This is a genomic window from Oceanobacillus kimchii X50 (assembly GCF_000340475.1).
Lineage (GTDB): Bacteria > Bacillota > Bacilli > Bacillales > Amphibacillaceae > Oceanobacillus > Oceanobacillus kimchii.
This window is the reverse complement of the sequence record NZ_CM001792.1, coordinates 1,543,581-1,559,239: the sequence shown is the minus strand read 5'-3', so window position 1 is coordinate 1,559,239 and position 15,659 is coordinate 1,543,581. Positions and strand designations below refer to the sequence as shown.

The 15,659-nt window shown below is 34.5% G+C and carries 16 protein-coding genes; all 16 read right to left on the bottom strand.

What is annotated here, in order from left to right:
* Positions 1–7 precede the first annotated feature (7 nt).
* The 16 genes from sucC to smc all read right to left on the bottom strand — a co-directional run bounded on the left by sucC (position 8) and on the right by smc (position 15,331).
* The gene (gene sucC / locus C794_RS08230) at positions 8–1,168 is read right to left on the bottom strand and encodes an ADP-forming succinate--CoA ligase subunit beta (RefSeq protein ID WP_017796656.1); all 1,161 of its coding nucleotides are present in this window, start codon (positions 1,166–1,168) and stop codon (positions 8–10) included.
* 145 nt (positions 1,169–1,313) lie between these two features.
* On the bottom strand, positions 1,314–1,592 hold the full coding sequence (locus C794_RS08225; protein WP_017796655.1) for an EscU/YscU/HrcU family type III secretion system export apparatus switch protein: 279 nt from the start codon (positions 1,590–1,592) through the stop codon (positions 1,314–1,316).
* Entirely contained in the window at positions 1,589–3,346 is a 1,758-nt protein-coding gene (locus tag C794_RS08220) for a hypothetical protein (RefSeq protein WP_017796654.1), read from the bottom strand. Before C794_RS08220 ends, C794_RS08225 begins: the two co-directional genes overlap by 4 nt.
* Before the next feature lie 14 nt (positions 3,347–3,360).
* The gene (locus tag C794_RS08215) at positions 3,361–4,149 is read right to left on the bottom strand and encodes a ribonuclease HII (protein WP_017796653.1); all 789 of its coding nucleotides are present in this window, start codon (positions 4,147–4,149) and stop codon (positions 3,361–3,363) included.
* A 157-nt stretch (positions 4,150–4,306) separates the two neighbouring features.
* Positions 4,307–5,164 (bottom strand): ribosome biogenesis GTPase YlqF, encoded by an 858-nt coding sequence (ylqF, locus tag C794_RS08210; RefSeq protein ID WP_017796652.1) that lies wholly within the window; start codon positions 5,162–5,164, stop codon positions 4,307–4,309.
* A 2-nt stretch (positions 5,165–5,166) separates the two neighbouring features.
* Positions 5,167–5,748: a signal peptidase I gene (gene lepB / locus C794_RS08205; protein WP_017796651.1), complete on the bottom strand. Its 582-nt coding sequence runs from the start codon at positions 5,746–5,748 to the stop codon at positions 5,167–5,169.
* Between the two features lie 149 nt (positions 5,749–5,897).
* Entirely contained in the window at positions 5,898–6,242 is a 345-nt protein-coding gene (rplS, locus tag C794_RS08200) for a 50S ribosomal protein L19 (RefSeq protein ID WP_017796650.1), read from the bottom strand.
* A 128-nt stretch (positions 6,243–6,370) separates the two neighbouring features.
* Entirely contained in the window at positions 6,371–7,111 is a 741-nt protein-coding gene (gene trmD, locus C794_RS08195; RefSeq protein WP_017796649.1) for a tRNA (guanosine(37)-N1)-methyltransferase TrmD, read from the bottom strand.
* A complete protein-coding gene (gene rimM / locus C794_RS08190) occupies positions 7,111–7,626 on the bottom strand; it encodes a ribosome maturation factor RimM (protein ID WP_017796648.1) in 516 nt (171 codons plus the stop codon). The genes trmD and rimM overlap by 1 nt, the downstream gene beginning before the upstream one ends.
* Before the next feature lie 15 nt (positions 7,627–7,641).
* Positions 7,642–8,031 carry a YlqD family protein gene (locus tag C794_RS08185; RefSeq protein WP_017796647.1) on the bottom strand — a complete coding sequence of 130 codons (390 nt, stop codon included), beginning with the start codon at positions 8,029–8,031 and terminating at the stop codon, positions 7,642–7,644.
* Positions 8,032–8,275: 244 nt separating this feature from the next.
* On the bottom strand, positions 8,276–8,503 hold the full coding sequence (locus C794_RS08180; protein ID WP_017796646.1) for a KH domain-containing protein: 228 nt from the start codon (positions 8,501–8,503) through the stop codon (positions 8,276–8,278).
* Between the two features lie 13 nt (positions 8,504–8,516).
* Positions 8,517–8,789, bottom strand: a complete 273-nt coding sequence (gene rpsP / locus C794_RS08175) for a 30S ribosomal protein S16 (RefSeq protein ID WP_011065932.1) — start codon at positions 8,787–8,789, stop codon at positions 8,517–8,519.
* A gap of 202 nt (positions 8,790–8,991) precedes the next feature.
* On the bottom strand, positions 8,992–10,338 hold the full coding sequence (gene ffh, locus C794_RS08170) for a signal recognition particle protein (RefSeq protein WP_017796645.1): 1,347 nt from the start codon (positions 10,336–10,338) through the stop codon (positions 8,992–8,994).
* A gap of 13 nt (positions 10,339–10,351) precedes the next feature.
* Complete coding sequence (locus C794_RS08165) at positions 10,352–10,669, bottom strand: putative DNA-binding protein (protein ID WP_017796644.1); 318 nt, start codon at positions 10,667–10,669, stop codon at positions 10,352–10,354.
* Positions 10,670–10,749: 80 nt separating this feature from the next.
* The gene (gene ftsY / locus C794_RS08160) at positions 10,750–11,751 is read right to left on the bottom strand and encodes a signal recognition particle-docking protein FtsY (protein ID WP_017796643.1); all 1,002 of its coding nucleotides are present in this window, start codon (positions 11,749–11,751) and stop codon (positions 10,750–10,752) included.
* Positions 11,752–11,764: 13 nt separating this feature from the next.
* On the bottom strand, positions 11,765–15,331 hold the full coding sequence (smc, locus tag C794_RS08155; protein WP_017796642.1) for a chromosome segregation protein SMC: 3,567 nt from the start codon (positions 15,329–15,331) through the stop codon (positions 11,765–11,767).
* Positions 15,332–15,659 lie beyond the last annotated feature (328 nt).

Here is a 15,659-nt window from a genome sequence, read left to right as displayed (position 1 = left end):
AATACGCTTATTTTACTGCAGCAACAATTTTCTCTGCCCCATCAGCCATAGATGTTGCAGAAGTAATATTTAATCCAGATTCATCTAAAATTTTCTTACCCGCATCAACGTTTGTACCTTCAAGACGCACAACTAGTGGAATCTCTAAACCAATTTGTTTTGTAGCTTCTACAACACCTTCAGCAATAACGTCACACTTCATAATTCCACCAAAAATATTAACAAAAATACCTTTTACGTTTTTATCTGAAAGAATAATCTTAAATGCTTCTGTTACTTTCTCTGCAGTAGCACCGCCCCCTACATCAAGGAAGTTAGCCGGATCTCCGCCATAATGTTTAATAATATCCATGGTAGACATAGCAAGTCCTGCTCCATTTACCATACAACCAATGTTTCCATCAAGGGATACATAGCTTAAGTCATACTTAGAAGCTTGGATTTCTTTTTCATCTTCTTCTTCAAAATCTCTTAAATCTTGGATATCTTTATGACGATAAAGAGCATTATCATCAAAGTTTAATTTTGCATCGAGCGCTAACACTTCACCATCACCAGTTGTTACTAATGGATTAATTTCAGCAATAGAGCAATCTTTCGCAACGAAGGCATCATATAAAGCAGACATAAATTTCACTGCTTTCCCTAGTAATTCTTCTGGAATATTTATATTAAATGCTAGTCTTCTAGCTTGGAAAGGTGTTAATCCAACAACTGGATCTATTACTTCTTTAAAGATTTTTTCTGGAGTCGCTTCAGCAACTTCTTCAATTTCAGTTCCACCTTCTTCTGATGCCATCATAACAACTCTAGAAGTGGCACGATCTAATACTACCCCAACATAATATTCCTTTTGAATGTCACAGCCTTCTTCAATAAGTAAACGTTTTACTTCTTTTCCTTCAGGTCCAGTTTGATGAGTTACTAATGTCTTTCCTAATATTTCATCCGCATATGTACGAACTTCATCAAGACTTTTTGCAACTTTAACTCCACCTGCTTTACCACGGCCACCAGCATGAATCTGTGCTTTGACAACGTTTACAGATGTGCCAAGCTTTTCCGCAGCTTGTACAGCTTCGTCCACTGTATATGCAACATAGCCGTTAGGAACCTTAACCCCATATTCCCGTAAAACTTGTTTACCTTGATACTCGTGAATGTTCATCTTCCATCCTCCTATCAAATTCAATGCATTACCATTGTATTAAAAAAATGAGAATTTAACAAGAATTAGCGAATAACGTTTGATAATTTCAACTAACATTAGATAAAGGAAGAACGAACCGTCCCCTATGTAGTCAAGATTAACTTTATGAATCAGTATTCTTAAATTCTTTATCTGCTTTGTAAACAAATGCAAACACTTCCGCAACTGCCATGTATAACTCATCTGGAATAGATTCATTAATGTTTAATTCTGCAAGTATTTCTACTAAAGATTCATCCTTCATAACTGGAACATTATTTTCTGTTGCTCGCTTTATAATTTCATCAGCGACTAATCCCTTCCCAGTTGCAGTAACTTTTGGTGCTATATTATTGTCTTGATTATAACGAAGTGCTGCTGCCTTATGTCGTTTTTCTATCATACTCTAAAATCAACTCCTTGATATGATGATGGATGATATCGCTTTTCCCGATGTTCTTTATCACCTTCATTCAAACTATCCATTGCTTTAATATGTACAGATGATAGTCTATAATCATTTTGCTTCAAACCTTGATTTAAATTTTCTTTCATCGCTCCTACAAAATTTTCTAGATCGGTGAAATCATTATAAATCGTAACTGTTACATTTCTCTTTTGAACATGCATATCAATTACTGTATCTTTTAAATTATTCAAACTTAAATAAAATAAAACACGACAATACTCCGGATCAATCTTTCCATCTTTTGTTTTTTTACTTTCAAACTGTAAATCTATATCTTTTGCTAAACCTAATTTCTGAGCTGGTATTTGTAAAAAAGCCTGTAAAAATCCGTTAGATTCTGTTATGGAATTAATTTGAATCCCTTGAATATGATTTAAAAGTTGTTGTGCTTTTTCAGCTAAACTACCGCTAGAGCTCTGGACAAGTTGTATCAATTGAGCCTTTACATTATTTATATCTATTTGCTGATGTGCTAACTGGTGCTCATAATTTAGCCCCGCACGTTGATTCATCCATTGTACTTGTTGTAAAAATAATTGCTGTATTTTTCCTAACTGCGGTGAATGATTTAGTACAGGATTCTGTAATGTTTTCAACATATTATCAAGTTCATGGTACGTATTAGGATTGTTTAATGTTTCTAAGAAAGACCTTGGTTGTCCTTTCATCAAGGCTTCAGAAAACCGAAGGGATATTGATTCGGGTAATAAATCCGCTATTTTTTGGAAATTAATAAGATTTTTTGAGTGCGTCACACTCCCATCATTCACTTGTAACATTGAACGAGTAAGCTCGATTATTTTTGATTGATTTGCTGTTAATTGGTCGATCCCTTTCATTAACGCTGAATGATCCATAGAAAAAGGAAGAGCTCTACCTTCTACCAATGATTTAGGGGTATTTTCCACCATTGACATCCATGCTTGATTCCACTGATTTTTAGTTATCGATGGTGAAATCATACCGAGATTTTTAAATATATGATATAAATTTCCGTTAGTTTGAGTGTTATTTAGATCAGAAGCCATGTATTTAATAATCGACATATTTTCAGTTTTAAACCCTGAATTTACTTGTTCAAGTTGATATAAGAGAGGGTTAAATCTTATGTTTTGATTTCGACTTTCCTTTAATAAAGCTTCTATCGAATTACTAATACCACCGGTAGATAATTTCATTGTCGATTGAAATATGGCATGGGAAATAGGCAGCTTTTTTTCCATTAGATTATGTAATACTCCAAACTGTTGTTTTATTGGAATTTCTTTAGCCACTCTTGATTGCAATAAATGAACAGATTGTATAAATGAGTTCTGATTAAATGGCATTTGCTGCTTGATTAAGGACTGCATAAATGCGACTGATATCTTTGTCGGCTTTAATCCTAATTGCTGAATCAATTGTATTGCAGATTGCTCTGTATTATTTTTGAAGTTATTTGCTAATACTTGGAGATGAAGAATTTGATCCTGCGTATGTTTTACTTGAAAATGATATCGTTCTCCTATAATTAGAGGTGTCTCCAACTGCGCGATCATCTGCTTACCAGCTAGGTTAATTTTTGCTTTATGATCAGGAAAAAGCTTTATTACCTTTCCTTGAACAACATCTCCGGATTTCAACTGTTGATGTGATGGTAAATGGACTTGTTGTACAGCTTTATCACCTAATAAACGATGAATACTCATAGAATCACCTCCGATTATTTTTTCAATGATGATGTAAATGGATATTTATGTACAGGCGCAAACGAATAACGATGATAAGGAGTAACACCATAGTTTTCTAAAGCCTGGAGGTGTTCCTTAGTACCGTAGCCCATATTGGAATTAAATCCATATACTGGATATTCCTCATGTAACTCTTTCATCCAATTGTCACGTGCAACTTTTGCTAAAATACTAGCTGCCGCTATATGTACGCTAGCAGCGTCGCCTTTAATAATTGCTTCATATGTGCAGTTTAGTCCTTCTAACGGGACAGCATCTATTAATGCATGGTCTGGGTATGGTTCTAGTCCACTAATTGCTTGTTTCATTGCCTGTTTTGATGCTTCATATATATTAATTTCATCAATAATGGTATTATCAACAAATGAAATTTGATAGGCGATTGCATGTTGTTTAATGTAGGTACTATATGTATTTCTTTGTTCTTCAGACAATTTCTTTGAATCATTAATACCCAAAAGGTAAAAGTCCTTTGGTAAGATAACTGCTGCGGCAACTACTGGACCAGCTAATGGACCTCGCCCTACTTCATCCACACCAGCAATATAATGATTTCCATTACGATAAGCTTCATTTTCATAAGTACTCATTTTGATGAACGCTTGTTCTAGTGCAACTTGTTTTTCTTGTTGTTTTTCATAACGTTTTAGTAATGCTTGCACACCTTTTCTACTATCTTTGTATAATTCTTCTATGTCCTTATTATTTAGTTCTCCGTTGTTTAATTGTGATTTTATATTTGCAATAGAAGCTGATTTCATATTTTTCCTTCTTTCATTATTTATCGGCTCATTATGATTACATATAAATAATTTCATTTCTCTCCTGGACGATCCAATACACACGCAAACATCCATGAAGATGACAAAATGCCAACTATTCATGGATGTATTATTCGTGTTCCTATTATCATATCTGCTATGATACAGGGCTATCCTCTGGTTGTTCCAATGTTATTGTCCCTAATCGTCCTACACGTAAATCACGGATAACAATATCAGCTACTTTATCATAGTTTACTTGGCCGCCGCTTTCCAAAGCGCCTCTAATCCTACCTATGGATTCGAATACTTCAACCATATCTTCCATTTCCTCTAATTGGTATCTGTCTTTTAATTGAGTTGGATAATGCTCTGCCATGTAACGAATAATAAATGCAGTCACATCGGGTAGTGGTAATAATTGATCTTTTATTGTTCCAATTGCAGCTAGACGATATCCTACCACTTCTTCCTCAAACTTGGGCCATAGTATTCCGGGAGTATCTAATAATTCAAAGTCTTTTTTCACTTTAATCCAAAGCTGTTGTTTCGTTATCCCTGGACGATCTCCTGTTTTAGCTATTTTTTTATTTGCTAAGCGATTAATTAACGTTGATTTTCCAACATTTGGTATTCCCACAATCATTGCTCGTGCAGGTCGAGGTTGTATACCTTTTCGTTTTAATTTCTCTATTTTTTCCTGACCAAGTAATTTTGCTTGTTGGATAACCTTTTGTATGTCTGCTTTATGATTTACATTCACATCAATCGCTTGAATGCCTTCCTGGTTAAATTTTTCAACCCATCGTTTTGTTACTTCTTGATCTGCAAGGTCTTTTTTCATTAGTACAATTAATTTCGGTTTATTATTTAACACTTGTTTTAGCATTGGATTTTGTGATGAAAGAGGTGCTCTTGCATCTACTAATTCAATTACAAAGTCAACTAATTTTAATTTCTCTTCTACTTCTCTTTTTGCTTTTGCCATATGGCCTGGAAACCATTGTATAGCCATTTTTATTCTCCTTTTCCTATCAGATGAATTCGATCAAATGGCCAGTAAACAAAGCTTGCTTCTCCCACCAGTTCTTCCATTGGTACAACACCTATCATACGAGAATCGGTTGAATTACTACGATTATCTCCTAATACAAAAACATGTCCTTCTGGTACTACATCATAATTTCCTGGAAGCTGTTCCAGCGTAAAATCATTTGTAAGTGTTTGGTAAGATTGCAAGTTCTCTTTTTGTTCATTTAGAAATGGCTCTTCTACTTCTTCTCCATTAATGTACAACGTATTATCTTCTACAGCTACATGTTCCCCAGGTAAAGCGATTATTCTTTTAATAAAATCTTTTTGGGTAGGTGCGTGAAACACAACAATATCAAACCGTTCTGGTTCACCAATTGTATAAGATAACTTATTGACAATCATTTGATCACGGTCATGCAACGTCGGGAACATCGACGGCCCTTCAACTATTATTGGTGCAAATAGGAACATTCTTACAAGGAATGCTAGTCCAAAAGCTAATAATAGTGCTTTAATCCAATCTAACCATTCGTTTTTCTTTTTATTTTCTTTATCCCTAGCCATCCAGTCCCCTCCGTGTCTTATCTTTCTACTATATATTGTAAGCTAAATATGTGTTTCTAGACAACTCAAATATAATAGATATGTAAAAAGGAGCTTCTGCTATCAATAGCAAAGCTCCTTTCTTTCGTTTATCCTTGTTTGCTCGACTCTTATCGACGTTCTTTAATACGAGCTGCTTTTCCACGTAGATTACGTAGATAGTAAAGTTTCGCACGACGTACGATACCGCGACGAGAAACTTCAATTTTATCAATTCTTGGTGAATGTAATGGCAATGTACGTTCCACACCTACACCGTAAGAAATCTTTCTTACTGTAAATGTTTCGCTAATTCCACCGTTTTGGCGTTTAATTACAACACCTTCAAACACCTGAATACGCTCACGGTTACCCTCAACAACCTTTACGTGTACTTTTAAAGTATCACCAGGTCGAAAATCAGGATGATCCGTACGTAATTGATCTTTTGTAATGTCAGCGATTAATTGTTGCATGACTTTCACTCCTTCCAAACTAATGCTCATGAACAAGTAAGGACAGCGGAACATCGTTTATCGTACTTATACGCACATAAGCACAATTATTAATATACCATAACAAAATAGATTGTTCAACTAGCTATTTACAAAATTTCATCGGATTTATCATTCTTTAACGTTTTTTTGTCTTCATCAGTCAATTCCATGTTATCCAATAAATCCTTACGACGATTCCATGTTCGAAGAAGCGATTGTTTTCTTCTCCAGGAGGAAATATTAGCATGATTCCCGGAAAGTAATACATCCGGTACTTTATACCCTCTGAAATCGGCTGGTCTTGTATAATGAGGATGTTCCAAAAGGCCTGTAGAAAACGAATCCTGTGGGGCAGATTGTTGGTTTCCAAGTACATCAGGTAATAGTCGAACCACACTATCTACTACTACCATCGCCCCTAATTCTCCTCCAGTTAGAACATAATCACCAATTGATATTTCATCGGTAACGATGTGCTCTCTAATCCGCTCATCATAACCTTCATAATGTCCACAAATAAAAATTAAATGATCTTCTTTTGCTAGTTCTTCGGATTTTTGTTGTGTTAATGTTTCACCCTGTGGACACATTAAAATAACCCTAGGATTTGAATTTCGCTTACTTTTTACTGCCTCAACCGCATCAAAAATTGGCTGAGGAGTCAGTACCATTCCTGCTCCGCCACCATAGGGGTAATCATCCACTTTTTGATGTTTATTCTTGCTATACTCTCTAAAATTCACAAGTTCGTAAGTAAATTGTTGTCGTTCTACTGCTTTATTCAAAATGGAGGACTGAAATACGCCATGGAACATTTCTGGAAATAATGTCAATATATCAATATGCATTAATCAAGCATTCCTTCCATTAATTGAATCTTGATTATTTTGTTTTCATTATCTACTTCTTTCACAACCTGCTCAATATATGGGATTAACAAATCTTTCGCATTTATACGTTGTACAACCCATACATCATTTGCTCCAGGGGAGAGTATTTCTTTTACTTTTCCTAATTCCTCTCCATCAGTTGTAAATACTTTACAGCCTACTATTTCATGATAATAGTACGCTCCTTCTTCCAAATCAGTTAATTGATCTTCATCAATGGATAACATCAATCCCTTAAAAGCTTCAACTTCATTAATATTTTTATAGCCTTTAAACTGTAAAAGATCAAACCCTTTATGGACTCGATGTGTAGCAATTACTAATGGCTTATATTCCCCCTGATTATCTTGTAAATACACTGTATTACCTGAGGAGAATCTGTCTTCAAAATCTGTAATTCGAACAACTTTCACTTCACCACGTATACCATGAGTATTTACAATTTTTCCTATGTTAAACTTACCTTCACTCATTTTTAATCACCTGCTTTATTCATCAATACGTATAACCTTATCATCTTTAATAATAATTGCTTGTTCCTTCATTAGTTTACTCCAATTTGTACCAACTTCGACCTCAACAAGAGCTTCAACCTCATCTTCAATAATTTCACTTCCAATTTGGATTTCATTAAGTTGTTCGATTTTAAAATCAAGAAGTTTTATCTTTTCTTTTCGATTGTTAATTTCTTGTTCAAATCGATCTTCTATCTCTTGAGGATTTACAGAAGCTTTATGCTGTAACTTGCGCTTTTCAAACTTTAACTGTTGACACTCTTGTTCAAGACGCAATTTATGATTATAAAAGCCTTGGTATATACGTTGTTTACTTGTTTCGGTAACGACTTGTTTTACTGTAATTTTCTTTACTATTTTCACAACAACTACAGCTCCTACCCTACACTAATAGATTTTTCTATTTCACAAAATATTATCACAAGGTATAAGTACAAACATTATTATATAGGCAAAACAAATCCATTCATATTAATATATATTGTAAGAAATCCTGATCTTAACATTTTAAACGTAGTATGAAATAAACTCAATTACTTTAATCACTGAACTGAAACTGAAGTGTAAAAAGGGAAAGAAGAACCCAATATTTGGGTCAACTTTCCCTTTACATAATATCCAAATAAATACGTTTATTACCTTCCGTTTTTGCAGCATAAACAACTGTTCGAATCGCTTTAGCAATTCGACCGTTCTTACCAATTACTTTTCCTACATCATCCGGGTGCACTGTTAAATGATACACGACTTTGGATTCTTCCTCCGTCTTATTAATAACAATTTCTTCCGGATAATCAACTAACGAGGCAACAATCGATTCTATTAGGGCTTTCATGATATCACACTACTTATTTTGAATTTTTTTGTTCGTGGAATTTTTTCATGATGCCTTCATTTGAGAATAGATTACGAACAGTATCACTTGGTTTAGCGCCTTTTGACATCCAATCAAGAGCTTTTTCTTCATCTATTTTAACTTCTACTGGATTCACAACCGGATTATACGTACCAATTTGCTCAATGGAACGACCATCACGTGGAGAACGTGAATCAGCTACTACAATACGATAAAATGGGTTTCTTTTAGATCCCATACGTTTTAAACGAATTTTTACTGCCATGCTTTTGCACCTCCAATAAATTGTTTTTCATTTTTAAACTCAGCTTAATCGTCAGCTTTTAATGACGAGTGCCTTAGTTGTAATTAATACAGGCAATAACTTTTATCCTGACAAGTTTAAATTCTATCAGAAATATAAAAGTCTGTAAAGTGTTTTTCCATTACAAGGTTATTTTAGTATATAACCGTCTATAAATCAAGAGTTACATGAAAGGAAAATTAAATCCGCCTTTTCCTTTTTTCCCTTTTTGCATATTGGTCATTTGTTTCATCATTTTTTTCATCTCATTGAATTGCTTGAGTAAACGATTCACTTGTGCAACGGATGTACCTGAACCTTTTGCGATACGCTTACGGCGACTCCCGTTAATAATACTTGGTTCTTGACGTTCTTTTTTTGTCATCGATTGAATAATTGCTTCTACCTGCCCAAGTTGTTTTTCATCAAATTGTGCATTCTTTAATCCTTTCATTTTTCCTGCTCCAGGAATCATGTCCATCAATTCATCCAGTGGACCCATTTGCTTTACTTGTCCCATCTGTTCTAGGAAATCATCAAATGTAAAGGACATGGTACGCATTTTTTCTTCAAGTTCTTTTGCTTGCTTCTCATCCACATTTGTTTGTGCTTTTTCAATTAACGATAATACGTCTCCCATACCTAAAATACGGGAAGCCATTCGTTCAGGGTGGAAAGCTTCTAATTGATCTAGTTTCTCTCCCATACCGGCAAATTTAATTGGTTTATCCGTAACCGACTTAATAGATAGCGCAGCCCCTCCACGAGTATCGCCATCAAGTTTTGTTAACACTACTCCAGTAATATCAAGTTGTTCATTAAAACTTTCAGCTACATTTACTGCATCTTGACCTGTCATCGAGTCGACAACAAGAAATATTTCATCAGGTTTCACATCATTTTTAATCGACTGTAACTCATCCATTAAATTTTCATCTACATGCAATCGTCCAGCTGTATCAATAATCACATAGTCACGATGGTCTTCCTTTGCTTGCTCAATCGCTTTATGTGCAATATCAACAGGATTCACTTCCGTTCCCATTGAGAACACAGGCATATCTAGCTGAGTACCTAATGTTTCTAATTGCTTAATTGCAGCAGGTCGGTAAACATCACACGCGACTAGAAGTGGATTACGATTGTGTTTTTTACGTAGGTGATTTGCAAGCTTTCCAGTTGTTGTTGTTTTACCTGCACCTTGCAAACCAACCATCATGATAACTGTAGGAGAACGATCAGCAACAGCAATTTTACTTTGCTCGCCACCCATTAATTGGGTTAGTTCATCTTTTACTACTTTTATAACTTGTTGGCCAGGAGTTAAACTTTCCATTACCTCTTGTCCAATTGCACGCTCTTTAATTCGTGCTATAAGTTGTTTAACTACCTTAAAGTTTACATCTGCTTCCAATAAAGCTAGACGAACTTCTCTTGTCATTTCTTTTACATCTTGCTCAGATACTTTCCCTTTACCTGTTATCTTCTTAATCGTACTCTGCAGGCGGTCAGCCAATCCTTCAAACGCCATAGAAGGTGTCCCCCTAATCTAAGTCTTTTAGTTTTTGAATATATTCATGTACATGGTTATCTGTTGTCAGTAATTTCAACTTGTCTAACAGCTTAACACGTTGTTCAAACTTTGAATACAAATGAAGTTTTTCTTCATATGATTCAAGCATTGCTTCTGTTCGCTTTATATTATCATAAACCGCTTGTCTTGATACTTGAAACAACTCGGAAATTTCTCCTAAGGAATAGTCCTCTAGATAATACATTTCCATATAATTTCGTTGTTTTGGTGTCAATAGTTCTTGATAAAAATCAAATAAATAATTAATACGTGTCGTTTTATCTAACAATGGAAACACCTCTTGTTAAGTGATTTTCCTTTACGAACATCATAGCGAACAGAATGTTTTATTGTCAAGGAAATAATAGATTAATCTTCTTTTGCTTCAATATCCATATCTGAAAATAGACCATAGACAAATGCTGATGCATCAAATTGTTGCAGATCGTTTATTTTTTCTCCTAACCCTACAAATTTCACTGGTAATTGTAATTCATTTCGAATGGCTAATACAATTCCACCTTTTGCAGTTCCATCTAATTTGGTTAATACAATTCCTGAAACATCTGTAGCTTCAGAGAAGGTACGAGCTTGATTAAGTGCATTTTGACCAGTTGTTGCATCTAATACTAACAATACCTCATGAGGTGCATCTGGAATTTCTCGCTCGATCACACGTTTTACTTTTGACAATTCATTCATTAGATTAACTTTGTTTTGCAATCTACCTGCTGTATCGCAAATCAAGACATCTGCATTACGAGATTTGGCAGCTTGAATCCCATCATAAATTACAGCAGCAGGGTCACTACCTTCGTTTTGTTTAATTACAGGTACATCTGCGCGTTCTCCCCACACTTCTAATTGATCTATTGCACCTGCACGGAATGTGTCTCCTGCAGCTAGCACTACATTCTTACCTTCTTGCTTTAATTGATGAGCCAATTTCCCAATACTTGTTGTTTTACCAGCACCGTTTACTCCAACAACCAATATTACTTTTAAACCATCACCATCTATTTGAAGTTTTTCAATCGATTCATCTTCATCCCCATAATAAATCTCAACAAGTTTCTCAGATATAACGTCTTTCATTTGCTCTGAATCTTTTATATTTTGGCGCTTAACTTCCATCTTCAATTCTTCCACAAGATCCATGACAGTTGTCACACCAACGTCTGCTGTAATAAGCACTTCTTCCAATTCTTCAAAAAAGTCCTCATCTACTTTTCGATAACGAGCAATTAAATTATTGAGTTTTCCAGAGAGAGAGCTACGGGTTTTTTTCATTCCTTCTTGATACTTTTCTGTAACTTCTTTTGTTTCATTATCTTGCTTAAATTTTTGCTTAAACTTATCCATAAATCCCATCAGTACATTCCTCCTATGAACTAATTAATTCCTTTGTATCTTCAAGGCGAACAGAAACTAATCTTGATACTCCCGACTCTTGCATCGTAACCCCGTATAATACATCTGCCTCTTCCATTGTACCTTTACGATGAGTAATAACAATAAATTGGGTTTCTTTACTATATTGTTTTACATATTTAGCAAATCTAGCTACATTTGCTTCGTCTAATGCTGCTTCTACTTCATCTAAAATACAAAATGGTACTGGTCGAACTCTTAATATCGCAAATAGTAAAGCGATTGCTGTTAATGCCCGTTCACCGCCGGATAATAACCCAAGATGTTGTAGTTTCTTTCCAGGTGGTTGAGCTATAATGTCAATTCCGGTTTCTAATAAATTGGCTGGATCAGTTAGCTTTAGTTCTGCATGCCCACCGCCAAATAAATGTACAAATACCGTTGCGAATTCCTCTTTAATATTATTAAATGTTTCTTCAAAACGATTTTTCATTTCTGTATCCATTTCACTAATAACGGAGTATAATGTCTGTTTTCCTTCAACTAGATCATTTTTTTGTTCTGACAAGAAATTATATCGTTCGGAAATACGTTCAAATTCTTCAATCGCACCTAAATTAACAGTGCCAAGTCTTTCAATATCCGCTTTTAACTGGTCTACTTCCACTTGAGTTTGTTGTATATTTTCTACCTTGTCAAATTCTTCACACGCTCTCTCATACGTCGTGGTATAGTCTTTTTCTAATTGACTTAATCGGTTCTCTAATTCTACATCAAGTCGATTGGATTTCACTTCAGACTGCTGTTTTCTTTCATTTATTTCTTCAAGTTGTTGGTTTTCTTTTTTCAATTGTTCATCCAATTGATCTAAATACTGAACTTGCTGCATTCTTTTTTCTCGTTGCTCAGCTATTTTCGTTGAAGCTTCTTGTTTCTTCTTTCGATTTATTGCTATAATTTCGTCTATTTGTTCCTCCGACTCATCGGTGGCATGGATTTCATCTAGATTTATTAATTCAGCAACCTGATCATCTTTTCGCTCTATTGCTTCTGCATATTGATCTTGTAATTCTTTTGTTTTTAACTGTTGATGCTTTAGTCTCTCTTCTTGCTCTGCTAATAATACTTGTAAATGATGATATTCATCTTGAAGTTTTTCTTGATTTTCTTTCCAAAGAGATTCTTCTTCTGTTAACTTATCGATTTCTGATTGTATTTTTATCAACTGCTGTTTAATAGATTCTAACTCATTTGTTAATTTATTTTTCCTAGAAGATAATTGATCCACGTCTTGGGCATATTGTTGTTTATCCATATCATAAATAGATAAATTATCATTAACAGATGTCAATTTTATATCTAATTCATTCATCGTGTTTCTTTGGGATTGTAATCGTTCTTGCAATGAAGACTTGTCTTTGTCCCCTTCTGAAAGTTTGTTATCCAGTTGTTGCACAAGTTCTTTACGTTTCTTTACTGTATGTTCAAATTGTTGGGCTTTTTGTTGATATTCCTCTAATCGCTCAGCAATATCTTGTAAGTCTTTTTCTCTCGTAAATAAAGATTGATTGGATTTTTTTTGTGCTCCACCAGACATCGATCCTCCAGGGTTGACCACATCCCCTTCCAACGTAACAATTCGATAACGGCGTTGCACTTGTTTGGCAATTTCATTCGCGTCTTTTAATGTTTTCGTGATAATTACATGCCCCATTAAATGACTAAGTACTTTTTTATATTTGTCATCGATTTTAATTAATTCTGCAGCAACACCTACAAAACCTTCATGTTTTCTAATCTTCCCTAACCACTCATTTGCAATAAATCTTTCCTGAATAGAAGCTAGAGGAAGAAATGTCGCACGACCATTATTGGTTTGTTTTAACCAGCCAATTGCTTTTCTTGCTGCTTGATCATCCATAACTACAATATGCTGTGCTTGACCACCTAGTACAGTCTCCATTGCAGTCACATACTGTTTTGGGACTTCCATTAATTCGATAACTGCTCCTTCAATTCCTGTAAGTTTCTTGTCTTCTCTTGCTTTCAAAATGGATTTTACACCGTGAAAGAACCCTTGGTAATCTTCTTTCATTTCTTCAAGCATTTCTTTTTTAGATTTTAGTTTTTCGATGTATTGATAACCTTGGTACAATTTAGATTGTGCATCTTCGTAATTTCCTCGCTCTGACTGTAGTTCGAGTTTTAAAGTCATCATTTCTTTTTCTTTTGCTTTTAAATCTGTATCAATGGTTTCTAATACTTTTTCGACTTCTTCTTTCTCCGATTGTAATTGCTCTCTTTTTGCAATTAGATCCTTGAATTTTGATGATTGATGCTTATTTTTTTGTTCAATCTGTTCAGTTTGTTGTGATACGGATTGTAGTTCATTTCTTTTAGCAGCTTGTTGATTTAAAAGCTCAATATATTCGGATTTCAAGTCTTCAATTTGGTCTGCAATTTTTTCTTGACTGGTAGATAACTTTTGCTGAAGTAATTCCACATTGTCTTTGGTTTGTTTTTTAGACTGTTGAATATCCGTTAATTTACTTTGTTCGGTTTTTAAATCGTTAGCAAGTACTACTATTTGTTGTTCGATTTCTTGTAGTTGCTGCGTTAACTTTTCTCGATTTTCACCGAAATGCTTCGACCGTTCATCAAGTAACTGTTTTCTTCCTTCATACTTTTCTAATTGCTCAGTCGATTGTAATAGCGTAGATTGTAATTTCTCTAACGATTCATCAATGGTTGAAGAAACCTGTTTTTGTTCAAATAATCTATTTTCAATTGTCTTCACTTGCTGCTGCTGCTTTACTTGATTATCTTTTTCTGACTCTAAATCTTGTAACACTATTTGCCAATCAGAATGAATTCGTTCTATTTCTGTTATTAATAGTGCTACTTCTGTATCTCTTAATTGTTCTTGTAATTGTTGATAGCGTTTTGCGCGATCAGCTTGTTCTTCCATAGGATCTATTTGTTGTTCAATCTCATAGATGATATCTTCCACACGATTTAAGTTTTCCTGTGTTTCTGCAAGTTTATATTCCGCTTTTTTCTTTCGTTGTTTATATTTTAAGACTCCAGCTGCTTCTTCAAATATTGTTCGACGTTCTTCCGCCTTAGAACTTAGTATCTCTTCCACTTTTCCTTGACTAATAATCGAGAAAGCTTCTCTCCCTAAGCCTGAGTCCATAAACAAGTCAATTATATCTTTTAAACGACATGGTTGTTTATTGATATAGAACTCACTTTCTCCAGATCGATAGACTCGTCTTGTTACACTAACTTCTTCATAATCTAGTGGAACACGCTGATCTTGATTATCTAGTACAAGTGTTACTTCAGCTACATTTAATGCTTTTCTCGTATCACTACCTTGAAATATAATATCTTCCATTTTAGAGCCACGTAATGATTTTGCAGATTGCTCGCCTAGCACCCAACGTATTGCATCTGTAATGTTACTCTTTCCACTTCCGTTTGGACCTACTACCGCTGTTACTCCGGAAACAAAATCAACACTTATTCGCTCTGCAAATGATTTAAATCCCTTACTTTCTAAACGTTTTAAATACATTATCATTCTCCTATTTTTAAACCAGCTGTACTCTCTTTAGGTTACCTTTTCAAAAAGGATTAGATTTGATTCTTTTATACTTTGTAATAGAATCAATTGTTTAAACTTTAAGATAACATCTCTGAGTCAGCAAAAATATCTATGTAAACGAGTTATTATATACCCAATTTATACGTTTTTAACTAATTTATTTTACCATATTATCATTATTTCGCATATGGTTGAGACCAATTGGTTCCTATATTTCACTAATTTCGACAGACATATAGAGCTTTTTAATATTTTCTTGAAAAATAGTAGTCTTGAATGGATCAACCTATGTTATGAT

Coding starts and splice junctions, on each gene's coding strand:
- ylqF (WP_017796652.1), bottom strand. CDS start 5,164: ATGGCTATACAATGGTTTCCAGGCCATATGGCAAAAGCAAAAAGAGAA.
- ffh (WP_017796645.1), bottom strand. CDS start 10,338: ATGGCGTTTGAAGGATTGGCTGACCGCCTGCAGAGTACGATTAAGAAG.
- trmD (WP_017796649.1), bottom strand. CDS start 7,111: ATGCATATTGATATATTGACATTATTTCCAGAAATGTTCCATGGCGTA.
- ftsY (WP_017796643.1), bottom strand. CDS start 11,751: ATGGGATTTATGGATAAGTTTAAGCAAAAATTTAAGCAAGATAATGAA.
- rplS (WP_017796650.1), bottom strand. CDS start 6,242: ATGCAACAATTAATCGCTGACATTACAAAAGATCAATTACGTACGGAT.
- rpsP (WP_011065932.1), bottom strand. CDS start 8,789: ATGGCAGTAAAAATTCGTTTAAAACGTATGGGATCTAAAAGAAACCCA.
- C794_RS08215 (WP_017796653.1), bottom strand. CDS start 4,149: ATGAAATCAGCTTCTATTGCAAATATAAAATCACAATTAAACAACGGA.
- C794_RS08225 (WP_017796655.1), bottom strand. CDS start 1,592: ATGATAGAAAAACGACATAAGGCAGCAGCACTTCGTTATAATCAAGAC.
- rimM (WP_017796648.1), bottom strand. CDS start 7,626: ATGAGTGAAGGTAAGTTTAACATAGGAAAAATTGTAAATACTCATGGT.
- C794_RS08220 (WP_017796654.1), bottom strand. CDS start 3,346: ATGAGTATTCATCGTTTATTAGGTGATAAAGCTGTACAACAAGTCCAT.
- lepB (WP_017796651.1), bottom strand. CDS start 5,748: ATGGCTAGGGATAAAGAAAATAAAAAGAAAAACGAATGGTTAGATTGG.
- sucC (WP_017796656.1), bottom strand. CDS start 1,168: ATGAACATTCACGAGTATCAAGGTAAACAAGTTTTACGGGAATATGGG.
- smc (WP_017796642.1), bottom strand. CDS start 15,331: ATGTATTTAAAACGTTTAGAAAGTAAGGGATTTAAATCATTTGCAGAG.
- C794_RS08180 (WP_017796646.1), bottom strand. CDS start 8,503: ATGAAAGCCCTAATAGAATCGATTGTTGCCTCGTTAGTTGATTATCCG.